This is a genomic window from Roseobacter sp. YIN89 (genome assembly GCF_057219365.1).
Genome location: NZ_JBXVVD010000003.1, coordinates 570,263 through 594,668 on the forward strand (window position 1 = coordinate 570,263; position 24,406 = coordinate 594,668).

Below are 24,406 nucleotides of genomic sequence, written 5' to 3' on the forward strand. Positions count from 1 at the left end.
GCGCTATCGGTCTGTAAGGAAGAGTAATGTCAGCTGGTGATGACTCCCCAAATACAGCCAACTTGATTGGCTTTTGGGATTTCCTCAGAGGATCGGAGACTGCTGATACCGGTTCGGCTGACGGCATCGCGCAGGACGGCGCGCTGTTTGATGATGCGTTTGTTGTCGACGGTGCACTCTATCTTGACGGAAAGAAAGATTACTTCAGCACCATGGGCAGCGATGACCCCTTCGATATCGATGAAGGGACAATTAACATCGTTTTCTCGCAAGGCCCGCAAAAACACCAATCTGCAGACATTCTGATAAATCGTGGTGAGTTCACCGACCGCATGACGGACAGCTATTTTGCGGTCGGCGTTACTGGCGATGGCCGCATCGAAGTTACCCACAAGACAGGGGATGCGGATCTGTTTCTACGAACCGAATCCGGTCTCTTTTCAGCCGGTGACAGGGTCGAGCTATCTTATGCCTGGAGCAGTGCATCCGGCGGTACGCTTCTGGTCACAAATCTGGATACCGGTACCGAAGCGCAAGTCGATTTCGATACGACCGGTCTGAGTTTTGCCACTGCCGATGACGACGGTGAGAATTTCACGATTGGCGCACGGGAAGTGAACGACAACCGCAACGCCTATTCAAAATTTTTCGAAGGCCAGATTGAATATGTCGCCGTTTATGACCGCGACATTATCAGCGGACCGCAACGAGACGGAATTGTGTCAGGCACAGGCGACGATGACCTGATCGATCTGGCTTATACGGGCGATCCCGACGGCGACCGGATAGACGCAGAGGATGCGCTCCTTCCGGGGGCCGCGCCCAATGACGACCTCGTTCTCGCCGGGGGCGGCGATGACACAGTAAAAGCAGGATTGAGTAACGATGACGTATTTGGCGGAACAGGAGACGACTCGCTCTTTGGCGAAGAAGGGGACGACCGCCTCGACGGTGAAAGTGGCGACGACACGCTCGACGGCGGCTCTGGAAACGATACGCTCCAAGGTGGGGCCGGAGATGACGTACTGGGCGGCGGTGATAATGACGACAGCCTCTCTGGTGGCGGCGGGGATGATCGTCTCGACGGTGGTGATGGACAGGATACTCTACTAGGTGGCACCGGCGACGACACTTTAGACGGTGGTGACGGAGATGACAGCCTCGGTGGCGGTAGCGGCGACGACATTGTACGTGGCGGCGACGGAAACGACACCATCGACGGTGCGGGTGGAGGTGACAACACGCTAGAGGGTGAAGACGATCGGGATCTCTTCATCAATGCTGGTCCGGGTGACACCGTTGACGGCGGCGATGGCGGTGACGATTGCGACACCTTGGATTTGCGCGGCACGGCGCCTGCAGGCGGGAGCGCCAGCATCGTCTATACTTCGGATGATCAGGAAGATGGGATTGTCACGTATTTTGACGCAGACGGCCGTGAAACCGGACAACTCGAATTTTACGACATCGAAAAAATTATTCCCATCTGTTTCGCGCCGGGGATGCAAATTGCTACGCCTCTTGGTGAGAGGCCTGTAGAAACCCTGCGAGCAGGCGACAAGGTACTGACGCGCGACAACGGGATACAAGAAATAAGCTGGGTGGGTTCTCGCGGTCTGACAGGGTCCGATCTGGCAAAGAGCCCGCATCTGAAACCCATCTGCATAAAGAAGGGTGCATTGGGAGACGGTCTGCCGGTTCGCGATCTGTGGGTTAGTCCGAACCACCGGGTTCTGGTCTCTAACGACAAAACCGCTCTCTACTTTGAAGAACGCGAAGTTCTGGTGGCGGCCAAGCATTTGACGGCACTGGAAGGGGTCAGTGTGGCGAACCCGCGGTGGACAACGTACCACCATATCATGTTCGCGCAGCATGAGATCGTGCTGTCGAACGGGGCTTGGACAGAAAGTTTTCAACCAGGCGACTACAGCCTCAAGGGAATAGGAAATGCTCAACGGCTGGAAATCGAAGAGCTTTTCCCGGAATTCGAGACACCGGTGGGGCGCGCGTCATATCAAGCTGCGCGACGCGCGTTAAAGAAATACGAGGCACAGGTGCTCACGCGCGGATAGCCCATAGCCGATACGGAATATGCAGCCGCCGCCGCACTTTAAGCGCGCGGCATTACGAAAGCGGGAGGTCTTATGGATCTCCCGCTTTTTGGTTTTGTCGCCACTCTTGCCACGCGCTTAGCGTGTCCAGGTCCAACACTGCATTTTCACCGGGCAGCGGAATGAGCTTTACCTGCTCTTTATGCCGCGCGACGACCTGCGCACCGCCCCGATCTCCGGTCAACTGTTTAAGGTCATCAAAATGGCGTTTCTCAAAGATGATTGGATGGCCTTGCGTTCCGGTGGCGGTGGCGCCGCGCCAGATCGTCGCCTGTGGATGGTTTGCCGGTCCTGCGGCAACAGCAGCGATGTCTTGTGCCGTGATGTCCGGCATGTCCGGCAACAAAACCATGACGTGTCGGGTGTCGTGGGGCAGGGCGGCAATCCCTGCGCGCAGGCTGTGACCCATGCCCATGTCTGCATCCGCAACCGAGACCTGTTTTGCATCACATCCCGTCAGACACGCGTAGCGCGGATGCGGGGCTGGCGGCAGCGTGACCAGCACCATGTCAGCAACAGACCTCGCACGCAGCACCTGCCGTCGCAAGAGCGGCACACCTGCAATGGTTTGCACAAGTTTGTCCGTTCCCTGCATCCGTTTCGAGGCGCCGGCGGCAAGAACAAGAATAGGGATATCAGCCGCGCTATCACGTTTCATATGCACAGCTTACGCCGATCTGGCCACTGGCAAAAGCGCAACTAACCGCGCATGCGGTCTCCGGACGGATCAAAAGCAGGCGTTTTGATTACTTTTGCAGGGCGCATTTCGCCAAGAATTTCAACCGTGCAGGTGTCCGTCATGTCGACCTTGTCGGCGGGCAAGAAACCCATCGCCAGTGACGCTTTACTATGGTGTGCGTAACCGCCGGATGTGCAGAACCCAACTACCTCGCCGTCGAGCCAGATGGGCTCATAACCACTTACGTCTGCATCCAGCGCATCAATCTGAAGGTTCACCAACCGCCGTGACGGTCCCGACTGACGTTCTTTTTCGGCTGCAGGCTGGCCAATGAACGGAATGTCCTTATCCCATTTGATAAAGCGGTCCATGCCTGTTTCCGCAGGGGTGTAGTCAGGCGAGAACTCGGCCATCCAACTGCCAAAAAACCGATCCAGCCGCAGAGACATCATTGCCCGCATTCCAAAGGGAGTTATGCCGTAAGCCCGGCCAGATTGCCAAAGTTCATCCCACAGCTTTGGTTGGTCTTCTGTCGCACAATATATCTCGTATCCAAGATCACCGGTGTAACTGACGCGTTGCACGAGGCAGTGCAATTGGCCGATACGCAACTGTCGCACATCCATAAAACGCATCGCACATGGCGCACCGGAAGCAGATTCCAGCACGTCGCGTGCGTGCGGCCCGGCGATTTGAAATCCCGCTAGGCTGTCCGAAATGTTTTCGACATCAACTCCTTGCATAGCGTTGGTCATGAACCAGCGCCAATGGAACGCTTGCGCGCCATAGGATGCGGTCAGGCGATAGTCATCTTCTGCGAGGCAAGAGATCGTGAAATCACCTATCAGTTTACCTGCTTCAGACAGCATCGGGGTCAGGCTGAGGCGTCCTGTTTTTGGCACGCGGCTCGCCATTATTCGGTCGAGCCATGCACGCGCATTTGGACCACTAACGCGGTATTTGCCGAAATTCCGCAACTCGTTGATACCGGCACGCTCGCGCACTGCGGCAACCTCGCGGGCGGTTGCATCGAATGCGTCAGAACGCCTGAAACTGGGCGTTTCATACGTTGGTTCACCGTCCTGAGCGAAGTAGTTCGGCACCTCTAACCCGTATTGATGACCCCATACCGCCCCCATGGCAGTGAATGTGTCGTACATCGGCGTTGTCACGAAAGGGCGCGCTGCGGGCAGTTCTTCGTTGGGATAAGAGACGGAAAAACGCTTCTGGTAGTTTTCGATGACCTTGGGTCGCGTGTATTCCGGTGTGATCCAGTGACCGTAGCGGGCCACATCCATAGCCATCACGTCTCGTTCCGGTTCCCCCTCGATCATCCATTGCGCCAGTGTCAAACCGACCCCGCCGCCCTGACTGAAACCGGCCATGACCCCACATGCCGACCAATAATTACGTACGCCCGGTACCGGCCCGACCAGCGGATTCCCGTCAGGTGCGAAAGTGAAAGGCCCGTGTATAACTGACTTGACCCCGGCACGTTCTAGTACAGGGAAGCGTTTATACGCAAATTCAATGCTTTGCTCGATCTTGCTAAAGTCATCAGGCAAAAGCTCGTGCCCGAATTCCCACGGCGTTCCGTCAACGGCCCAAGGTTTCGCCTTTTGTTCATAAAAGCCAATGCACAGCCCGCGCCCTTCTTGCCTCAGATAGCTTTCGCCTGCGGGATCCATGACATGCGGATGTTCACTGTCTCTGTCGTAGATCTCGGCGATGTCATCGGTGACGATATATTGATGCTCCATCGGGTGCAGCGGAAAATACACCCCGGCCATCGCGCCAACTTCGCGTGCCCAAAGACCACCGGCGTTGACTACATGCTCTGTATGAACGACGCCCTTGTCGGTTACCACATCCCACGAGCCGTCAGCGCGTTGATTTGTCTCGCGCACCATGCAATGGGTTTCGATTGTCGCTCCGCCCATGCGGGCAGCTTTGGCATATGCGTGTGTGGTGCCCGATGGGTCCAGATGCCCGTCCAATGGATCATAAAGGCCACCGATAATCCCCTCGAGATTGGTGATTGGTGCAATTTGGGCAATCTCTTCCGGGCCAACGATTTCTGTATCTAACCCCATGAAACGGTGCTTGGCCCGCTCTGCCAGCAACATGTCAAAGCGATCTGAATTATCCGCCAGCGTTACGCCGCCAACGTGGTGCAAACCGCAAGACATTCCGGTGATTTCTTCGAGTTCACGGTAAAGGCGTATGGTGTAGCCTTGCAAGGCAGCCATGTTTGTATCGCCATTTAGGGTATGAAAGCCGCCCGCAGCATGCCATGTGGATCCCGATGTCAGCTCCGAACGTTCCAGAAGCATGACATCCGCCCATCCAAGTTTCGTCAGGTGATAGAGCACCGAAGCGCCAACCACGCCGCCACCAATGACGACAACCCGAGAAGTAGATTTCATGACATGCTCCGCCGCAGATAATGGTCGTCGACAAACTGCGCAGGTATCGGCTGTTTGGCTGGGTCAAAAACGACCATTCTTGCCGCTGTCGTGCTCTCAGGCGTCAGATAAACCCTTCGCCCGAGCAACTGGAACAGCGACGCGATCTGGTGCCATAGCAGGCGTCGCAACGCCCATAAATCGGTTTGCCCAATTTGTCCTTGCTTTTGACCACACGCCCCTGACCGCCGCAGGTGACACAGTTTGCCTGTCCCGAGCCCTGACACCTGTGGCACCGCCGTTTTGGATCGGGCTTTGGCTTTTTCCGTTGGAACGGTTCATATTTGTCCATCAGCATACCTTAGCGGACAACTGTTAACTCATGTGTTTCAGCAAACCACAAAATTCAGAATACTGCACTGCAATACGGCAAAACAGCGGATTTTCGCCGGACGGTTGTTACAATTTACCTCAATTTGACACCCAATCTTTGAATTCGGCAGTTTTCGCCCGGATCCACAGAATATCAAAACCGGCAATTGCGCGGTAGCCGCGCGCAAAGAGCCTTTTGGCCATTGCGGCGTCCAATGCGTTGCTGCCGATCGGAATGCCGGCATCTTGCGCCGCTTTTTCGATGCGCTGAACAGCGTCTTGTACCTCCGGATGGTCGAATTGGCCCATATGCCCCAGATCGGTCGTTAAATCGAACATTGCAGTCACAAGAATATCTATGCCTTCGACGGCACAGATTTCTTCGATGTTTTCAACCGCGTCGCGTGTTTCGATTAACAACATGGTAACAAGACTGTCTTCGGTATCTTTTCGAAATGTCGTCAGATCGCTCTGCCAGTAAGACTGTGCGATGAACGGGCCAAAACCACGCACACCGCGAGGTGGGTAGCGCATGGCAGCCACCGCGTCTTTGGCATCTTGCGCTGTGCGGATCAGCGGAAAGCAGATGCCTTCTGCACCCAGATCGAGCGCTCGTTTCACTTGTGCGGGATCGTTTTTTGCTATCCGGACAAGCGGAGAGCACCGCGTGCCTGCCGTCGCTGCAATCATCGCCTGCGCCGTTCCATAGTCAACTGCACCATGCTCTAGATCAATAATGATGCCGTCGGCACCGGCAGCGGCCATGGCCTGAGTGACAACAGGAGATGGAATTGTCGCAATGTGCAGTGCAACCCGATCTTCCGTGTGTGCGAGGCGATATTTTAGTCTGTCCATCAAGAAATCTCCATTTCGTGCTGTCACATGACACCATCATCGCCCGCACAGCTTTTGGTCAATCATAGTTTTGCGTGTCGATAAGATGTGACAGCCGCGACGTAAAATGTCGCCATCGCGCAATCGGTTTAGAGAATGCCAAGTCAATGTAGAGGCGTTGTTTGCACCACAGGAGCTCTTATGCGCACTCATGCCCAAGCTGTCGTTATCGGAGGCGGCGTCATTGGTTGTTCGATACTGTACCATCTGACCAAATTGGGCTGGCAGGATGTGGTGCTGCTGGAAAGAGACGAGTTGACTTCCGGGTCTACGTGGCACGCCGCTGCAAATATTCATGGGCTGCACGATAGCACCAATATCAGCCGCATTCAGCATTACACGATGAACCTTTACAATAGTCTGGAAGAAGAAACCGGACAAAGCTGTGGCGTATTCCAGCCCGGCAGTCTTTATCTGGCGCAAACCGAGGCGCGCGAACATCAACTGCGTCTGCAGGCAGCCAAGGCCAAGCTTTATGGGATGAATTTTCATGAAGTCAGCCGCGATGAAGCCGAACGCCTGCACCCTTTGGTGAATTTTGACGGAATACGCTGCATCATGTGGGAGCCGGATGGCGGGAATGTCGACCCGTCAGGCGTGACCAATGCATATGCCACCGGGGCCCGCCAGAATGGTGCCGAGATCATTCGGTTCTGTCCCGTGACAGCAACCGAGCAGCAAAGCGATGGCACATGGATCGTGCGCACGCCCAAAGGTGATATCAAAACAACGTGGGTTGTGAATGCTGCGGGATTGTGGGGACGAGAGGTTGCAGCGCTGGCTGGATTGGAACTGCCACTTCAGCCGACCGAGCACCAGTACTTTGTCACAGAAACCATTGAGGAAATTGCTGCCATGGATCGGCGGCTGCCATCGGTGGCGGACCGGGATGGCGAGTATTACCTGCGTCAGGAGGGCAAGGGACTGTTGGTCGGCGCATACGAAAAAGACCTGCGTTTCTGGGCCGAAGACGGGACGCCGCAAGGGTTTGGCCACGAACTGTTTGCGGATGATCTTGAACGGATCGAAGACAACATGATGCGGGCCATCGACAGGGTACCTGTGGTTGGTACAGCTGGAATCAAAAGGGTTATCAACGGGCCCATGATTTGGTCACCCGACAGCAATGTGCTCTTCGGCCCGGCGCCTGAGTTATCAAATTATTTTTGTTGCAACGGTATTATTCCAGGCTTCTCCCAGTCCGGTGGCATGGGGCTGCTGGCGGCGGACTGGATTGTCACCGGCGAGACCAGATACGACATGTTCGCTTGGGATGTGGCGCGGTTCGGCGCTTGGGCTGACAAGCAATTCACCAAGGCGCGGGTTGGTGATCAATACGCAAACCGTTTCAAGATACATTTTCCAAACGAAGAACGTACCGCAGGCCGGCCCGTTAGAACGCGCGGCGTTTTCGAGATGCAGCGCGATCTGGGAGCGGTATTTGGTTTGAATTTCGGATGGGAACACCCGCTTTGGTTCGCGGACAAACCCGGCACACAGGACACCGACGGCTTTACCCGACAGAACTGGTGGGAACCCGTCGGGGCGGAGTGTCGAATGTTGCGTGAGCACGCCGGTATCATCGACATCTCGAATTTTGCCAAGTATCGCTGCAAAGGTCCCGATGCCGAGGAGTGGCTGAATAGTGTTTTTGCAAACAACATGCCGAAAGCGGTCGGGCGGTCGTGCCTGACCCCTTTGATCGGTAAGCGTGGTGGCATTGCAGGTGATTTCACGGTGACAAGACTTGCGGACGATGAATTCTGGATCATCGGTTCAGGCATGGCGGAGCGGTATCACAAAAGGTTTTTCAAGGCGGTGCCGCTCCCCGAGGGGACGGTGTTTGAAAGCCAGACTGAGGCGGTCTGCGGCTTTAACGTCGCCGGGCCAAAATCCCGTGACATGCTGCAGCGTCTGACGAATACCTCTCTTGCGACCGAGGACTTTCCTTTCATGCGCTCCAAAAGGTTGGAGATTGCAGGCGTTGAGGTTCTTGCCCTGCGGGTCAGCTTTACCGGTGATCTGGGATGGGAACTGCACTGTGACGCGGGCGATCAGGCACGCCTCTACGAGGCGCTGCTTGATGCTGGCCGCGCATTTTCCGCAGGCCCTGTCGGCAGCCGGGCACTGATGAGCCTGCGGATAGAAAAAGGCTACGGCTCTTGGGGGCGTGAATACAGCCCGGAATACTGGCCACAGGAGGTCGGGCTCGACCGTTTGTGCAAAATGGACAAGGATTTTCTGAACAAGCAGGCTGTCGCAGAAACGCTTGCCAAGCCTGCGCGCGAAAACCTTGTCTTGTTGGCGCTCGATAGCGCACAAACTGACGCTTCCAATGCCGATGCGACCGGCGGCGAGCCGATTTTCAAAGAAGGTAAAGGGATAGGGCGGGTCACATCAGGTGGATATGGTTACACCATCGGCCGGAGCCTTGCTTTGGGCTATGTCGTGGGTGCTGAAGCCGGCGATGAAGTTGAGGTAATGGTGCTTGGCCAACCACACAAGGCTGTCATTCTCGACGAGCCGCCATTCGATCCCAAAGGCGAAAGACTGCGGGCTTGATGCAGCCGTGGCGTCCTCGCGAGGAGCAGCTTCAGACTGTGCCCCATTCAAGCCAGTGCCGCTGCCTTGGCGTCAGAAGTTTCGAGATCGCGGCGTCGTAGTCGGCAAGGTCGCCTTTTGTCAGTACGCCTTCCCATTTATTTGAGCTCGCACTGTCGAAAAAGTCTTTGTCGTTGCGCCACACGCCCTTGCCCTGCGCCAGCGCAAACCTGTCAGCGTTCTTTTTCATGCTGGCGAAACCTGCGGCCTCAACAATGCTTTGCATAACTTCCGGGTCGTGCACGATGTCTAAGTGCTGCGCAACCCGATGAATGGCACTTTTCAGATCGCGGGTCATATCGGCATAGTGCAACCGCAGAACGCGACCCGTCGCTTCGGCTTTCAGGCTCGACAGATAGTGATCAACGATCAGCCTTAGTGTGCCATGGTCCTCGTTATCCCGGGACGTGAGGAAGATGTGAAAGCTTTCCCGCGGATCTTGTGGAAAGTTTTGGTCAGAAATCTTGCGGAGCACCGCAACATCCGGAGCGTAGTTAAAAACGTGTTTTCTGGCCGAAAAGTGTGCGTCGATGGGATGCCGATAGACCGTAATGTACCGAAGGTCGGGCCAGATCGGAACCGCATCAAGCGGCGTGTGGGTTTTAATGTGGCGGCGGTGCTCTTGCGCTTCCAGTCGGTCCAGCAACTCGTTTGTGTCAGAAAAAGTGGAGTCGTACCAAGGGGCATTGAATGACGGATTGGCATCCACTTCGGGATCACCGCTGAATAACAGCGAGAGAATTGCCTGCGTCCATGTTGTGCCCGATTTTGCAGGTGTGGACACGATGACATCATTTTGACGGGGGGCGAACCGCTCCCACTTTGTGCTGTCAGACAGCGTCCCTTGGTAAACACGAGCCGGTTTTATTGGTGCGGCGAGGGTGTCACTCATTGGGCCGTCCTCTTCAGTGCAAATACCAGACAAGCCGTGGCATCGTTTGCGCGATGCTGCGCTACAACGGCCTGATTTTCAATTCGGTTATTCGGTTGCCCTCACGGGCGCATACTTCGAACCTGAAACCGTGAAAGGAAAATACCTGCCCGGCGGTTGGGATCATTTGCGCTTCGTGAATGACTAGGCCGGCTACCGTGTTGGCTTCTTCATCCGGCAGGTTCCAGTCTGTGGCGCGGTTCAGGTCGCGGATCGTCATGCCGCCTTCGACCACATAGTCGCCCTCGTCAGTGCTTTGCAGCACTTGTTCGTCCTGCGGATCATGCTCGTCGGTGATTTCACCAACAATCTCTTCAAGAATATCCTCAAGCGTGATCAGGCCCTGAAGCGAGCCGTACTCGTCAACAACCAGCGCAAAATGGGTGCGCCTGCGCAGAAACTGGCGCATCTGTTCGTCGAGCGTTGACGTCTCAGGTACAAAATACGGTTTCATCGCCACATCAGACAGCTTGAAGCTGCGCAGCTTGGCGGCGTCTCCTTCGGGTCCTCCAATGATCTTGTACATGGCCCTCAGCAAGTCTTTGGCGTGGATCACACCGATGATGTTTTCGGGATCGCCCTGAAATACCGGCAAGCGTGTGTAATTGGACTGCAAACACTGTTGCAAAATATCTTGCGGCTCGTCATCCGCGTCGATCATTTCGATGCCGGACCGGTGAAGCATGATCTCTTCAACCGCTCGTTCATTCAGATCGAGCGCGCCGAGAATACGGTCGCGGTGCTCCTTTTCTACGACACCCTCTTGGTGCCCCATTGCAAGGGCGCCTTCGATTTCTGCATGGACGTCCAGAATGTTACTGTCCGGATCAATGCGAACACCAAAGATGCGCAGTACACCGCGGACCAACAAGCGCACTGCAGCAACCACAGGGGCAAAGACGTGAACGACGAGCGAAATCGGGCGCGAGACAAGGCTTGCCGCCTTTTCCGAGTTTGTAATGGCGTATGTCTTTGGCAGCACTTCGGCAAAAATCAAAACCAGCAGCGTCATAACCAGCGTAGCCAGTGCCACACCGCTTTCGCCAAAGGCGCGTGTGAAAATTGATGTGGCAAGGGATGCCGCAAGGATGTTGACCAGATTGTTTCCCAGCAGAACGGAGCCAATAAGTTTTTCGTTATCCTCTGTGATCTTGAGCGCACGCTCCGCGCCCTTGGAGCCTTTATCCGCCTGACTGCGCAGCTTGCCCCGCGACGCAGCGGTCAGCGCGGTTTCGGATCCGGAAAAGAAACCGGAAAGAACAAGAAGAAAGAGGATCACGCCACTTGTGATCCAAAAAGCCGCGTCGAGCGTTGCGGTGGCCGTTTCCATTTGGGAGGATACCTTTAGGTTACTTGGCATTGGTTATGGGGCTGGGCGCGCCTTCAATCAAGAGAGGAGCCGCAAATTGCATCAAGATCTCGGCACTCTGGACGGCCCGGTCGTGGTGTTTGGTGGTCCCTATAGCAATTTGCAGGCAACCCACGCCTTACTAGAGGTTGCGCGCCAGCGCGGTGTTCCTTTCAGTCACGTTATCTGTACAGGTGACGTGGTGGCCTACTGCGCCCATCCCGAAGCTACCGCACAAGCAGTGTGCGACATCGGCATCGCCGTAGTTGCGGGCAACTGCGAGCGCCAACTTGGCGCCAGCGCAGATACATGCGGCTGTGGTTTTGAGCAGGGCACAACGTGCGATTTGCTCAGCCAGGGATGGTATGCCTACGCAAACGAACGGGTTTCTTTGGCATCGCGCAGCTGGATGCGCAGCTTGCCCGAAGTCGTTTCATTCCGGCATCAGGGTGCGCGATATGCGGTGGTTCACGGTGGAATGACGGATATCGCCCGCTTCATCTGGCCCGACGCCTCCCAAGGCGTTTTCGCGCAGGAGCTTGAGGCTGTCCGAGCCCGCGTTGGTGCTGTTGATCACGTCATCGCTGGTCACTGCGGATTGCCCTTTATCCGGCAAACGGGGCAGGGGCGGTGGATCAACGCAGGTGTGATCGGTATGCCCCCTAATGACGGACGCCAACAGACCCGTTTCGCTGTATTGGATGGTGGCGAAGTGCTGTTTCATCATTTGCGGTACGATGCAGAAGCCGCCGCCCGCGATATGCAATTGGCGGGGTTAACCCATGGTTACGACAAAGCTCTGCTCAGCGGTTATTGGCCATCCGAGGACATGCTGCCGTCCTCTCTGCGTTCGTCATCCTTTGCCAAGGGGTGATGGGTCAGCACCAGTTGCGCCAACCGGGCTTCAAGAACATGCGTGTAAATTTCCGTGGTCGCCACATCGGCATGCCCTAAAAGGGTCTGGATAGAGCGCAAATCCGCTCCGTTTGCCAATAGATGGGTCGCGAACGCATGACGTAACGTGTGCGGCGTTACCTTTGACGGAGTAACACCAGCGGCAAGGGCAAGCTCCTTGATCAACAGATAAAATCGGTGTCGCGTCAGGTGGCCTGACGAACCGCGTGAGGGGAACAGGAATTTCGATAACGGATGCCCTTTGGCTTTTGCGACCTCTTCTGCGGCATCGCGTTTTTTCAGCCATACGGTAAGTGCACTGCGGGCGGGTGGTGACAGTGGCACCATGCGTTCTTTGCCGCCTTTGCCGAGGATCAACAACATACGCGGATCACCACGGGCTGCTGAGACGGGCAAACTGACCAGCTCACTGACCCGCATGCCAGTCGCATAAAGCAGCTCCATCATGCAGGTATTTCGTGCGCGGTCGTCCTCTGTGCGCCCCGATGCGCGTGCGGCCTCGAGCAAGCTGTCAACTTCGTTTTCGCTGAGGGTCTTGGGGAGCTTCTTGTCGCGTCCGGGGCCGGAAACCTGAATCGCAGGATTGTCACTGCGCCAGCCTTCTTCAAATGCGAAACGATAAAGCTGCTTGATCGCACTGAGCCGTCGCGCGCGTGTCGCTTTGGAAAGGCCTTGGGCATCACAGGAAATGAGATATGCCTCTACGTCCGTCTTCGCCATATCGGCAAAGGTCAATTTGCGGTGCTGCATCCACGCGTCGACATCCTTTAGGTCGCGCCCGTAGGCCAGCAAAGTGTTCCGTGCGGCTCCCAACTCGGCGGCTTGTGCTTCCAGAAAAGCGGATATCCAAGCGTGACCATCCGCCATCAACTGAACCGATCCAGTAAAAGGATCTGCAGTGCTGCGCGGCGCACGGTTTCTTCCAGCCCGAATGCGCGCAAACTTGCCAATGCCTGGGTCAGCGCGCGAATGTCCCCTTCGGCGCCATCGTCCAGCAGGATCAGCGCGCGCAACAGTGCCTCGCCTGTGCGCCCGTTGCGCGCCATCTCGGTCAAATCCTTGCGTGCGTTCTGTGTATCGAACCCCGCGACAATTGCAGCGGCACGCGGGTCATGGGGCATCACTCCGCGCGTGTCGCCTTGTGCGATTGCACGAAAGAGCGGGTCGGCATCGGATACGCGGGCGTATTGCCGGTAATCGGGCGACAACAATAACATCCGCTGCGCGATGCTTACGGCGTCTCCCGTCAGTTCGTAGCGTTGCAACCCATCGGCAAACAGTTGCGAAAAGATGACTTCCAACCCGACGCGCTGCATTTGCCGCCATGCGGCCGGCAGCGTTTTCGAAATAGCTTCGGCTGAACGCGTGCGCAAAGCCGTCTCTAGCCGTTGTACTGCCGTGACACGTTCCCAAACGCCGCCAGATGCCGCAGGTTGTCTAGCAGTATAGAGCCCCAAAAGCCTGTTGGCGGGCAGGGCGCCAGCGGCGGCGAGCCGCTCTGCGGCTTCCAGTTGCGTCTTCCAACCGGCAAGGTCACGTAAATCTGCCACGGCATATGCACGCGGCAAAAGACCGGTAGTGAGCGGTTCACCAATCGCTTCATGGAGCCGGAAGAGCAACGGTGTCATTTGATCCGGTCGCGGCAGATTTGGCGCGCCTTCGAACGCCTCAGGATAAAGAAAACGTTCTAGCACTGGCACATCTGCGGCTGCGATCTCTCCCAACTTGTTGCCAGTGTCGAACAACAAAGCTGCGGTTGGCCAGTCTCCTGATCGCGCAGCGCAAAATACCCTGTGGCTCAATGTCGGGGACAGATGGCGGTTGGCAGACAGGATCGCGCAGGCTGCATCCTCCTGTCCTGTCAGCAAAGCGGCATCCATATAGGCACCAAAATGCGCTGCGTCCCGGGTGACGCCTGCCTGCTCCAGCAATGCCAGAGCGGGGTCTGGCGCTCCAAGACGCATGAGCGCATTCACACGGGCCATTGTCAGCCGGTCTGCTTCTTCCGTGTCTGTCCCGGGGCTGTATGCTTCGGTGAGCAGCAGCGTATAGAGCAAGGCTTGAGCCGCTGGCAGTCTTAGTGGAGGCAATGCATCAAACTGCGCAGCAAGGCCCTGGACCCCGCTGCCGGACCAAAGGGTTTCGGGCAGACCGGTGACCGAACCAGGTACCAGACCGATAAGCCGTGCAGCAGGCTCGCTCAGCGTCTGCGTCGTCACTTCGGGCGGCAGTGTGTCCGCACTGATCGGGGGCTCAAATCTGTCCGGCAGATCGGCGGAGGTCATTGGCGGCTTGTCTGGATGCCGTTTGAGCCAATCAATTACTGAAAGAGGTGCTTCTTGCGCCACAGACGCGCCTGCACCAATCAGCGCGACCGTCAGCGCGCCGGCGTATCGAATGCGCTTAGTTGGCATCCAGTTGTACGGGCACCCGTGTTTCACTCTGGGGGGCCGAAAAATCCACGCCGAAATAGGGGCCTATGTAGGCGTAACCCACCAAGGCGATGAAACCCAAAATCGCGAGATAGAACAAATATTTTAAAATGCGGGACATGTCGCGTTTACTGCCTTTGTTGCCTGCCGTCTTTTTTCAGAAGTTATATATGGCCTTTTTTGCAATATCACGTCATTCAATCGATTATGAGCGAAATTGAGCAATCCATGGCCGATCAGGGCGCAACACAAGGATTTGTGTTGAAAAAAACGATTGTGATGGTCGGCATGATGGGTGCTGGCAAGACAGCAGTGGGCCGCGGGCTTGCTTTGCGGCTTGGCGTGCCGTTTCTTGATTCGGACCACGAGATAGAAATTGCGGCGAACATGAGCGTGCCGGAAATTTTTGCGCGTGACGGCGAACCTTTTTTTCGGGCGCGGGAAACGGAAGTCATCAATCGGTTGCTGCGCGGTACACCGTGCGTGTTGTCCACGGGGGGAGGCGCATTTCTGGCAGAGGTCAATCGACAGGCCATTTCACAAAGCGGGGTGTCGGTCTGGCTTGATGCTGACATCGACCTGCTGTGGAGCCGGGTGAAACATCGCGATACACGCCCTTTGCTGCAGACTGAAAACCCGCGCGCAACGCTGGAAAGCCTTTTTGCAGCCCGCGTTCCGGAATACGCCAAAGCCGATTTGCGTGTTCCCTGTGCGCCGCCTGTCAGCATCGAAGAAATGGCGCTGCGCGTTGCGAATGTCTTGTTGACCCGCCCAGACGTATTGGAGAGGTCAGATGCGTAAAACAGTTCATGTGGATTTGCCGGGACGCGGTTATGACGTCCTGATCGGGCCGGGTCTGATCCCACAGGCGGGTGCCGAAATCTCGCCGCTGCTCACGCGGCCCGTCGTGTCGGTCGTCACGGACGAGACGGTTGGCGCTTTGCACCTCGACAGCTTGCGCGAAGGTCTTTCTCGTCACGGCATTGACGCAAGCGCCTTGTCGCTCCCTGCTGGCGAGGCCACAAAGTCGTGGGCACCCCTTGAGCAGACAGTCGGCTGGCTGCTGGATCAAAAGGTCGAACGGGGCGATGTCGTAGTTGCCTTTGGCGGCGGGGTCATCGGTGATCTTGTGGGGTTTGCCGCTGCCATACTGCGTCGTGGGGTCCGATTTGTGCAGATCCCGACATCTTTGCTGGCTCAGGTGGATAGTTCCGTCGGCGGTAAAACCGGGATCAACGCCGCGCAGGGCAAGAATTTGATCGGCGCATTTCATCAGCCAAGCCTTGTCTTGGCAGATACAGATGTTTTGGGGACCCTTACCGCGCGTGACTTTCTGGCTGGGTATGGCGAAGTCGTCAAATACGGTTTGCTGGGCGACGCCGACTTCTTTGAGTGGTTGGAAGAGAATGGACCTGCGCTGGCGTCTGGCGATATGTCGGCACGTGTCGAGGCGGTGCGTCGCTCTGTGCAGATGAAAGCGGACATCGTCGCCCGTGACGAGACAGAACAGGGGGACCGGGCATTGCTTAACCTCGGTCACACCTTTGGCCACGCACTTGAAGCCGCGACGGGCTATTCAGACAGGCTGTTGCACGGAGAAGGGGTGGCTATCGGCTGCGCGCTCGCTTTCGAATTATCCGCGCGATTGGGGCTCTGCAGCCAGGAAAGCCCAAGCCGAGTGCGCGCACATCTCAAGACCATGGGAATGAAAACCGACATGAGTGATATTCCTGGCGATTTGCCCACGGCGGAGGCACTTGTCGAATTGATGGGGCAGGACAAAAAGGTGGTGCGGGGGGAATTGCGCTTTATTCTTGCGCGTGAAATTGGCGATGCATTCGTGACGGCCGATGTACCGGCAGATACCGTGCGCCAAGTGTTGCAAGATGCATTAGCAACCGCATGAGACGTCGAAACGCTTGATGCGCAATCAGGAATAGCGCCGCGCCACCATGGCGTGTTTGTCCTCTGATGAAAAACCTGCCTTCTCGTAAAACTGTTTGGCGTCTCTTTTCTGGCCGGTCATAAGCATGACCTTATAGGCGTCCGCAGCCCAAGCACGCGCCAATGCGGCTTGCATAAGGTGCTTTCCGATGCCGCGTTTTCGATATCGCTCTGAGGTAACAACATTTTCGATCAAGCCGTAGGGACGGGCGCCCCAAGTGACATTTGGCATCAGGTGCAAGGTCAACATGGCGCATAGGTTCGTGCCGTCCAAGGCACCGAGCACCGTTGTGCCGGAATGAGACAAGACGGCCCTGACTGCATTCGCATCCGAGCATTCAGGGCCGAAAGTTAACTCATTGTATAGTTTGAGGGCCACATCTGCATCCCCGTCAACAAGGGGCCTGACATGCAGCGCTTGGAGCATCAGAAGGGGATTTCGTCATCCAGATCGCGTGATGGTGCAGGGCTAGAACTGCCGCCGCCGCCATAGCTGTCTCCGCCACGATCGTCGTGTCCCATCTGGCCTCCGCCGCCGCCTCCGTAGCCACCACCACTGCCGCCGCCGTCACGACCGTCCAGCATGGTCAATTCGGACTTGTAGGGACGCAGGACAACTTCGGTGGAATATCGATCCTGACCGGATTGGTCTTGCCATTTGCGGGTTTCAAGCTGGCCTTCGATGTAAACCTTGGAACCTTTGCGCAGATACTGCTCGGCAACACGTGCCAGTGGCTCAGAAAAAATGGCGACTGAGTGCCATTCGGTGCGTTCTTTGCGTTCGCCGGTGTTACGATCCTTCCAGGTTTCGGAAGTTGCGATGCGCAGGTTGCACACCTTTCCGCCGTTTTGAAAGCTGCGTACTTCCGGGTCGCGCCCGAGATTGCCAATGAGAATTACCTTGTTGACTGAGCCGGCCATCACGCCCCCCTTTGATATTTTTGCTCTGTCGGTTGCATCACGGCGCGAACCGAATCCGGACCCCGACAATTTGCATAAACCTATACCGACATGGCGAGCGTTAAAACCAAGTAAAGCGTGTCGGCCATGAAATGACCACCTGAACATCGGGTCTGGCAGGTTGTGTAAAATTTGCTATAGTTCTGGGTGTCTTGAGATGGCAGGGAACGGGTGTGAGTAGCAAAGCGATAATCATCGGCGCGATCTGCGGCGTCTTCGTGGCTGGTACTGCTTCAGCGCAGGTCTTCTCTTCCAAGAGCCGGGCAAAGTTGTTCGGTTCGCAAACCGATGTGTTGGATTCCCGCGCGGCCAGTCAATACAAGAACTCCGTTCGGCTACAGCCCCCCGCCGTTATCACCCCCAGTAAATGGAACACGCCGCAATACAACGGCAAATATCGGGGTGAATACCTTGATATTGCCAAGGCGGCCGCGCGCAAACATGGCGTGCCAGAGGATCTGTTTCTGCGGCTTGTTCAACAGGAGTCTGGCTGGAACCCAACAGCGCGCTCCCGCAAAGGCGCGCTGGGATTGGCGCAGCTGATGCCTGCGACCGCGCGGGCACTGGGTGTCGACCCGTTGAATCCAAGAGAAAATCTTGAAGGTGGCGCGCGATATCTCAAACGCCAATATGACAAGTTTCGTACATGGCGTCTCGCGTTGGCAGCGTATAACGCTGGACCCGCCGCAGTGGTGAAATATGGCGGAATTCCGCCCTATAAAGAAACTCAGCACTATGTTCGTGTCATAACCGGCAGCTGATGACGCATTTCGGGTGAGATTGTTTCGCGCGTAGAAACAAAACACAATCACTTCATAAACGCTCCCAACGCTGGTCATATCCGCGTCCAGATTCGCCCATAGGTCGAATTTCAGGACAACAAGGATAATGAACAATGGCGACTGCAAACTTCCACGCTCGCATCGAACGCATCCAAAAGGCTCAACAACAAATGGCTCAGCCAGCGTCCAAACCGGTACGCGAAGGCGGCGTCGCGAGTGTTGCCGCGGTCATGCAACCAAAGAAACGCAGAAGCGCGTTCAAAGATAACATGCTGTCCCTTATTATCGGTATAATGCTTGGTGGATTGGCTGCGGTGATGTTCATCGGCCTGAGCATGGAAAGCAGCCCTTGGGGCCCCGGAACGGCTTTGAACGACGCCGTGCAATACGTGACACTCGCAAGCTTTGGAATGGCGCCAGTTCTGATGCTGATTGCAGTAATTGTTGCTTCGAAACGACCGGGTTTTGCGCTTTTTTCGCTTGGGTATATCAGTGCGTTGGCAACGCCCTTGCTGACATAAAGCTCGAAAAACAGTGGTGTTAAAAGGCGCGCTTTACGCGCCTTTTTTATTGCTCACTCGGCCGCTACGTTCACTTCGATCACAGGCTCCATCTCGCTGAGTTTTTCATCGCTGAGATGACATTTGATCTGGTGATTGCCGGCAAGTGTCCTGACGGGCGGCACCTCTTTTTCGCACAAGCCACCCGGAACCTCGGATTTCCAGCGGCACCGCGTTTGGAACGGGCACCCCGATGGCGGGTTCATGGCCGACGGAATGTCGCCCTCCAGAACGATGTGCTTTTTCTTTACCGAAGTGTCGGCTATCGGTACCGCCGACAAGAGCGCTTCGGTGTAGGGGTGGTAGGGCGGTGAAAAGACCTGATCGGTCGTTCCCAATTCCACCACATGCCCCAGATACATCACCATGACCCTGTCGCTCAGATACCGCACGATCGACAAATCATGACTGATGAACAAAAGCGTGGTTTTCTGTTCGCGCTGAATTTCCATCAGCAGATCAGTAACCGCCGCCTGAACCGACACATCCAGCGCGGAGACAGGCTCGTCGGCCACGACAATGCGCGCATCGCCAGCGAAGGCGCGCGCAATGCCCACCCGCTGCTTTTGCCCGCCTGACAGTTGTCGCGGCATCCGGGTTGCGAATTCACGCGGCAGCTTCACCAAATCGAGCAGCTTTAGCATACGCTGCTGGCGGTCTTTTTCGTTCTCTCCAATCCCAAAAATTTCCAAGGCCCGAATAATCTGGCGTCCCACGGTCATGGATGGGTTCAGCGTGTCGAACGGGTTTTGAAAGACCATTTGGACGTCCGCAACCGTTTGAGTATCCCGCTCCTCAATAGGGATTTGTTGAATGGGTTTGTTGCCCAGCAAAATTTCGCCGTCAGTGGCTGTCTCCAACCCCATGAGTACTTTGGCAAAGGTTGATTTACCGCAACCGGACTCGCCCACGATTGCCAGTGTCTCACTTTCCCTTGCCTCAAAGCTGAGCGTCTCATTGGCTTTGACAACTTTCTTACTGCCACCGCCAAAAATCGCGTTAGCGGCCACCTCGTAATATTTTTTCAGGTTGTCCATTTTCAGCACAACGTCGCCGATTTCGCCCTTCGTCTTGGTGTCGGAGAGCTGCATTGGCGCATTCCAATCGATCTCTTGGAATTTCAGGCACCGCGTGTGGTGGCGGTCGTTGCCAGGCACCGCGTCCATCTGGATCACGCCCTGATCGCAGCGACTTTCTTCAAAGTAGTCGCACCGCGGTCCAAAGTTGCAACCAGGTGGCCGCTCGTGCGGCAACGGGAAGTTTCCGGGGATCGCGACGAGAGGTCGTGCGTTCTTGTCCGCACCGGGCAGAGGGATGGACCTGAAAAGCGCCTGCGTATAGGGGTGGCGCATCTCGTCAAATACATCCTCAATCGACCCGCGTTCAACCGCTTCGCCGGAATACATTACGCAAATACGGTCACAGGTTTCCAGAACCAGACCAAGGTTGTGCGAAATAAACAGCATCGATGTGCCGTATTTGCGACCAAGGTCCTTGACCAACTCGACGATTGCCGCCTCGACGGTCACATCCAATGCCGTGGTCGGTTCGTCCAATATCAACAGGGACGGCTCGGACATCAGCGCCATGGCAATAACGATCCGCTGCTGCTGACCGCCAGAAAGTTGATGCGGATAGCTGTTGAGCATGCGCTTTGGGTCGGGCAATTTTACATCCGTGACCACTTGTAACGCGCGCTCGTAAGCTTCCTTTTCACTGGCGCCTTGGTGGATCATCGGCACTTCCATCAACTGCTTGCCGATCTTCATAGCCGGGTTCAGCGATGCCATCGGTTCCTGATAGATCATTGCGATCTCAGAGCCGCGAATATCGCGCAACTCTTCGTCGCTCATCTCGCCCAGATCACGTCCCTTGAACTTGATTGATCCGCCGACGACGCGACCATTCTTGCCAAGGTCTTGCATGACGCCCAGCGCCACAGTGGATTTCCCGCAGCCGGATTCACCCACAAGCCCCACCGCTTCGCCGGGTTTCACCGCAACCGAGAAATCCATCACCGCAGGAATTTCCCGCAGTCGTGTGAAAAATGAAATCGACAGCTTGTCAATTTCAAGGATCGGCCCGTCATAATTCTCTTTGACCATTTGTCTCTCCCCATCTGGAGCGGGTCAAACGCATGTTCTTTGACCCGAAAATATTCCGCGGGTCCAGAGGCTGCCCCCCGGTCCCGCATTATTCATCAATCGCGGAGGCTTTCCTCGCGCAGACCATCGGCCAGTAGATTGAGACCCAAGACCAGTGTCAGCAATGCGACCGCTGGCGCAATCGCCGCATGTGGATAGAGGGCAAGCAACCGGCGACCCGCATTGATCGTGCTGCCCCAATCCGGGCTTTCCGATTCCAGGCCCAGGCCGAAAAAGCCCAGCGTCCCCAGAAGGATCGTCGTGTAGCCGATGCGCAGACAGAAATCGACTATCAACGGCCCGCGTGCGTTAGGAAGGATTTCCCATAGCATGATATACCAAGGCCCTTCGCCACGTGTTTGTGCTGCCGCGACGTAGTCTCGTGTCTTGATATCCATGGCCAGCCCTCGCACGATCCTGAACACTGTCGGCGAGTTCACAAAAACAACCGAGACGAACACCACAAGGATGCCAGGGTCGATGTCAAAGAGATCAAGAACAGGCGGCAGACCGATTATCTTGCCGGGCACCGCATAACCATTCGTCGAAACCAGCGACAGGTACAGCCACCCCAGTAGTCCCAGAACGCCAATCAGAAGTGGCGTCCGGATTCTCGGCTGTGTGTAGTAGCGCGAGTTCAGCAGAATGCACATGAAGATAAGCGGGAAGATAAAGAGGAAAATCGCCATGTAATTCGGAATACCCGTCAGCACGATCTCGGGTGTTACCAACAGGTAAAACAGCAGGATGACCGGGAAGGCGAGGATCAAGTTCGCCAAAAACGACAACGTCGTGTCAAGTTTGCCGCCGTAGTAGCCTGCAGGCAGACCCAGCGTGATCCCGACCATAAAGGCAAAGAGTGTCGCTATCGGTGCGATTTGCACCACCACCCATGCGCCCTTGATCAAGCGGCTGAAAACGTCGCGCGCCAGGTTGTCGCCCCCTAAGAGAAAATACGCATATTCGCCTTCGTCGGGGCTGCGCATTGGCGTGCCGGGAACTTTGTTTTTCATGCCTGACACTTGGCCGAGCGGATCGTGTGTGACCAGCATGTCAAGCGGGCCGCCGAATACACCGACAAACACCCAGAACATGACCAGCGCAAAACCGATCATGCCTATGGTGCTGTCAAACAGCTTGCCATAAAGCCCAAGTTTGCGCTTGTAGACAATCGACAGGGTGAACAGGACTATCAGCGAAATCCAAACCGGACCAAGCTGCATGAACATGCGGGCAATGATGCTGCCCCAGGAAAGTTCTTCCATCTGACCAGCCCTCCCTTACGTGATCCGGATACGTGGATTGAGATACACGTAGCCTATGTCAGAAATCAGTTGGGTGATCAGGACAACCGCCACCGAAACCACCGAAACAGCGAGCAGCAGTTCAATGTCGTTGTTGCCCGCAGCCTGAACAAGCAGCCATCCAAAGCCTTTGTAATTGAACAGCGTTTCGACAATCACGACCCCGTTCAGGAGCCATGGAAACTGCAACATGATGACGGTGAAAGGGGCGATTAGCGCGTTGCGCAACGCGTGTTTCAGAACGATGTCGCGGAAGTTGACACCTTTCAGCCGCGCAGTCCGGATATATTGCGCTGTCATGACTTCTGTCATGGATGCGCGGGTCATCCGCGCGATGTAGCCCATGCCGTAAAGCGAGATCGTAATGACCGGCAATGTAAAGTTTTCGAAGGTCGCGTTCTCCATTGCTGATGTTGCAGAGCCCTTGAACCACTTCAGGCCGAAGGCGGAAGACGCGAACACTGCAATAAAAATAACGCCGGAGACATATTCTGGCGTCGCGGTTGAGGCGATCGAGAAGGTAGAGAGCGACCTGTCCAGTTTGGATCCCTCTCGCATCCCCGCCAGCACCCCGACAATCAACGCCATCGGGACCATAACAAGCATGACTGCGAACATCAGCTTGCCCGTCAGACCCAGTCGCGTCAGGACAATCGACCCCACATCATCCTTGAAAACCGTGGAATACCCCCAGTATCCCTGCAGGACGCCGCAGAAACTGTCGCGTTCCGCTTCGGGCGTGCCTGCCGCAAAACACCGTCCAGTTGTCTCGCCATCAATTTCTTTTGTCCAGCCGGGTAGTACGCCCAACCATTGCCCGAATTTCACAGGCAAGGGCTGCAGGTAGCCGTTTTTGTCGAGATAGCTTGTGACCGCCTCGTCTGACATCCGGAAGTTGCCCTGTGTTTTGGCAAGCTTTTCGAGATTTGGATATAAGTTTGTCAGCCAGAACACGATGAACGTCAGGCATAGTGCCGTCAGCAGCATCACGCCCAGACGTCTGAGTATGAATAGTCCCATGTTTGCCCCTGTTGTCAGGCGTTATGCCAGTGCGCGCCGCACGAACAGTATGCCTTTGCGCCAGCTTTATTTTGTTTGTTGCAGTATCAGGCAACAGATTCGACCCGCCGTCAATGAAGACGAGCGCCTAATACCGGTCAAAAAACGACATAGAGTAGGTCGCAAACAAACAGGGTACGCCAGCGTAGTCAGGCTGCTGCGGGCCGTGTCTGTGCGCGTTTTCGCAATCCCGTCGGCGTAAATTTTGTGTGATGCTGCATAAATCGCGTGAAATATGCTGCACTTCCGAATCCCAGATGCCGTGCAATATCCTGTGCCGGAACGTTGGTGCGCGCCAGTAGATCGCGTGCCTCGTACAGCACACGTTCGGTCAACAGATCCGCGGCAGTTTTGCCAGTGGCAGCCTTGCAGGCGCGGGTAAGATGCGTCGGTGTCACACCGAGAGCTTCGGCATGATCGCCCATTGTCAGAGGGTCTCTGAAATGCGCTGCAATACGATGGCAGTACTTCGCCGACAGGCGCGCCGCGGCGTTTGGACGGCCTTGGACATGTTCTTCGGACGCCATCTGCCGCTGGAGCCAGACAGAAATCAATGACACATGCGCTTCCATTGCTTGTTTAGAAAGCGGTCTCGCTTTTTGCTGCTCGCGTGTTGCTGCTTCCATGAGCGTCGTCAATTCCGACATTGCATCTACCTCGCGGATGCGCAGCTGAACTGGAAGGCGTGGCATTTCGAGGTCGGCGCCCTCGGGAACGACCACGACCTGTCCAACAGCTTGCCGCCCAAGCTCCATTGCAAAAAGGTGGCCTGCAGGCACCAAAATGGCATTGTGCGTGCCAACACCGCGACGCTGCCCGTCCAACAACATCAGGCCCTGACCGCGCGTGATCCAAAACAGTAGGTGCGCCTGTCGTTCGTGAGCCAGTGTGAGTCGCCAATCCTGCCCTGAGGTCAGTTGCGGCAACGTGAGTATTTTCAACTCATCATGCACGTTTTCGCCCCC

At 56.0% G+C, this 24,406-nt stretch carries 21 protein-coding genes; 7 read left to right on the forward strand and 14 right to left on the reverse strand.

Features of this window, described 5'->3' with window-relative positions; translation table 11 throughout:
- Positions 1 to 26 precede the first annotated feature (26 nt).
- The gene (locus AC2D8V_RS15135; protein WP_484734404.1) at positions 27 to 2,072 is read left to right on the forward strand and encodes a Hint domain-containing protein; all 2,046 of its coding nucleotides are present in this window, start codon (positions 27 to 29) and stop codon (positions 2,070 to 2,072) included.
- A gap of 70 nt (positions 2,073 to 2,142) precedes the next feature.
- Here the strand turns inward: AC2D8V_RS15135 and AC2D8V_RS15140 are convergent, their stop codons facing one another.
- From AC2D8V_RS15140 to AC2D8V_RS15150, 3 genes are all read right to left on the reverse strand, one after another.
- On the reverse strand, positions 2,143 to 2,769 hold the full coding sequence (locus AC2D8V_RS15140; protein WP_484734405.1) for a nucleotidyltransferase family protein: 627 nt from the start codon (positions 2,767 to 2,769) through the stop codon (positions 2,143 to 2,145).
- A 41-nt stretch (positions 2,770 to 2,810) separates the two neighbouring features.
- Complete coding sequence (locus tag AC2D8V_RS15145) at positions 2,811 to 5,216, reverse strand: GcvT family protein (protein WP_484734406.1); 2,406 nt, start codon at positions 5,214 to 5,216, stop codon at positions 2,811 to 2,813.
- 450 nt (positions 5,217 to 5,666) lie between these two features.
- On the reverse strand, positions 5,667 to 6,422 hold the full coding sequence (locus tag AC2D8V_RS15150; RefSeq protein WP_484734407.1) for an HpcH/HpaI aldolase family protein: 756 nt from the start codon (positions 6,420 to 6,422) through the stop codon (positions 5,667 to 5,669).
- A 180-nt stretch (positions 6,423 to 6,602) separates the two neighbouring features.
- On the opposite strand from AC2D8V_RS15150, the gene AC2D8V_RS15155 reads away from it, so the two are divergent.
- The gene (locus AC2D8V_RS15155; RefSeq protein ID WP_484734408.1) at positions 6,603 to 9,023 is read left to right on the forward strand and encodes a GcvT family protein; all 2,421 of its coding nucleotides are present in this window, start codon (positions 6,603 to 6,605) and stop codon (positions 9,021 to 9,023) included.
- A gap of 31 nt (positions 9,024 to 9,054) precedes the next feature.
- Here the strand turns inward: AC2D8V_RS15155 and AC2D8V_RS15160 are convergent, their stop codons facing one another.
- On the reverse strand, positions 9,055 to 9,954 hold the full coding sequence (locus tag AC2D8V_RS15160) for a sulfotransferase domain-containing protein (RefSeq protein WP_484734409.1): 900 nt from the start codon (positions 9,952 to 9,954) through the stop codon (positions 9,055 to 9,057).
- Positions 9,955 to 10,015: 61 nt separating this feature from the next.
- Entirely contained in the window at positions 10,016 to 11,323 is a 1,308-nt protein-coding gene (locus tag AC2D8V_RS15165; RefSeq protein ID WP_484734410.1) for an HlyC/CorC family transporter, read from the reverse strand.
- A gap of 76 nt (positions 11,324 to 11,399) precedes the next feature.
- On the opposite strand from AC2D8V_RS15165, the gene AC2D8V_RS15170 reads away from it, so the two are divergent.
- Positions 11,400 to 12,215: a metallophosphoesterase family protein gene (locus AC2D8V_RS15170; RefSeq protein WP_484734411.1), complete on the forward strand. Its 816-nt coding sequence runs from the start codon at positions 11,400 to 11,402 to the stop codon at positions 12,213 to 12,215.
- Here AC2D8V_RS15170 and AC2D8V_RS15175 read toward each other — a convergent pair.
- From AC2D8V_RS15175 to AC2D8V_RS15185, 3 genes are read right to left on the reverse strand one after another with little or no spacing between them, the layout of a single operon-like run.
- Complete coding sequence (locus tag AC2D8V_RS15175; protein WP_484734412.1) at positions 12,152 to 13,123, reverse strand: site-specific tyrosine recombinase XerD; 972 nt, start codon at positions 13,121 to 13,123, stop codon at positions 12,152 to 12,154. The two genes, AC2D8V_RS15170 and AC2D8V_RS15175, sit on opposite strands and share 64 nt — an antisense overlap.
- Positions 13,123 to 14,670: an MCP four helix bundle domain-containing protein gene (locus AC2D8V_RS15180; protein ID WP_484734413.1), complete on the reverse strand. Its 1,548-nt coding sequence runs from the start codon at positions 14,668 to 14,670 to the stop codon at positions 13,123 to 13,125. Before AC2D8V_RS15180 ends, AC2D8V_RS15175 begins: the two co-directional genes overlap by 1 nt.
- Complete coding sequence (locus AC2D8V_RS15185; RefSeq protein WP_484734414.1) at positions 14,660 to 14,809, reverse strand: hypothetical protein; 150 nt, start codon at positions 14,807 to 14,809, stop codon at positions 14,660 to 14,662. The genes AC2D8V_RS15180 and AC2D8V_RS15185 overlap by 11 nt, the downstream gene beginning before the upstream one ends.
- An 86-nt stretch (positions 14,810 to 14,895) precedes the next feature.
- On the opposite strand from AC2D8V_RS15185, the gene AC2D8V_RS15190 reads away from it, so the two are divergent.
- Positions 14,896 to 15,489 (forward strand): shikimate kinase, encoded by a 594-nt coding sequence (locus AC2D8V_RS15190; RefSeq protein WP_484734415.1) that lies wholly within the window; start codon positions 14,896 to 14,898, stop codon positions 15,487 to 15,489.
- Positions 15,482 to 16,594 carry a 3-dehydroquinate synthase gene (aroB, locus tag AC2D8V_RS15195; protein WP_484734416.1) on the forward strand — a complete coding sequence of 371 codons (1,113 nt, stop codon included), beginning with the start codon at positions 15,482 to 15,484 and terminating at the stop codon, positions 16,592 to 16,594. The genes AC2D8V_RS15190 and aroB overlap by 8 nt, the downstream gene beginning before the upstream one ends.
- Positions 16,595 to 16,618: 24 nt before the next feature.
- Here aroB and AC2D8V_RS15200 read toward each other — a convergent pair whose 3' ends face one another.
- Positions 16,619 to 17,059 (reverse strand): GNAT family N-acetyltransferase, encoded by a 441-nt coding sequence (locus AC2D8V_RS15200; RefSeq protein WP_484734417.1) that lies wholly within the window; start codon positions 17,057 to 17,059, stop codon positions 16,619 to 16,621.
- Positions 17,059 to 17,553 (reverse strand): single-stranded DNA-binding protein, encoded by a 495-nt coding sequence (ssb, locus tag AC2D8V_RS15205; RefSeq protein WP_484734418.1) that lies wholly within the window; start codon positions 17,551 to 17,553, stop codon positions 17,059 to 17,061. The genes AC2D8V_RS15200 and ssb overlap by 1 nt, the downstream gene beginning before the upstream one ends.
- Positions 17,554 to 17,765: 212 nt before the next feature.
- Here ssb and AC2D8V_RS15210 point away from each other — a divergent pair, with 212 nt between their 5' ends.
- Both AC2D8V_RS15210 and AC2D8V_RS15215 read left to right on the forward strand, forming a co-directional pair.
- The gene (locus AC2D8V_RS15210; RefSeq protein ID WP_484734419.1) at positions 17,766 to 18,353 is read left to right on the forward strand and encodes a lytic transglycosylase domain-containing protein; all 588 of its coding nucleotides are present in this window, start codon (positions 17,766 to 17,768) and stop codon (positions 18,351 to 18,353) included.
- 134 nt (positions 18,354 to 18,487) lie between these two features.
- On the forward strand, positions 18,488 to 18,895 hold the full coding sequence (locus AC2D8V_RS15215; protein WP_484734420.1) for a hypothetical protein: 408 nt from the start codon (positions 18,488 to 18,490) through the stop codon (positions 18,893 to 18,895).
- A gap of 53 nt (positions 18,896 to 18,948) precedes the next feature.
- Here AC2D8V_RS15215 and AC2D8V_RS15220 read toward each other — a convergent pair whose 3' ends face one another.
- The 4 genes from AC2D8V_RS15220 to AC2D8V_RS15235 form a co-directional block, all read right to left on the reverse strand.
- Positions 18,949 to 21,039 (reverse strand): dipeptide ABC transporter ATP-binding protein, encoded by a 2,091-nt coding sequence (locus AC2D8V_RS15220; protein ID WP_484734421.1) that lies wholly within the window; start codon positions 21,037 to 21,039, stop codon positions 18,949 to 18,951.
- Positions 21,040 to 21,134: 95 nt separating this feature from the next.
- Positions 21,135 to 22,343 carry an ABC transporter permease gene (locus AC2D8V_RS15225; RefSeq protein WP_484734422.1) on the reverse strand — a complete coding sequence of 403 codons (1,209 nt, stop codon included), beginning with the start codon at positions 22,341 to 22,343 and terminating at the stop codon, positions 21,135 to 21,137.
- Positions 22,344 to 22,358: 15 nt separating this feature from the next.
- Positions 22,359 to 23,402, reverse strand: a complete 1,044-nt coding sequence (locus tag AC2D8V_RS15230; RefSeq protein ID WP_484734423.1) for an ABC transporter permease — start codon at positions 23,400 to 23,402, stop codon at positions 22,359 to 22,361.
- Positions 23,403 to 23,590: 188 nt separating this feature from the next.
- A complete protein-coding gene (locus tag AC2D8V_RS15235) occupies positions 23,591 to 24,394 on the reverse strand; it encodes a helix-turn-helix transcriptional regulator (protein WP_484734424.1) in 804 nt (267 codons plus the stop codon).
- Between the last annotated feature and the right edge of the window lie 12 nt (positions 24,395 to 24,406).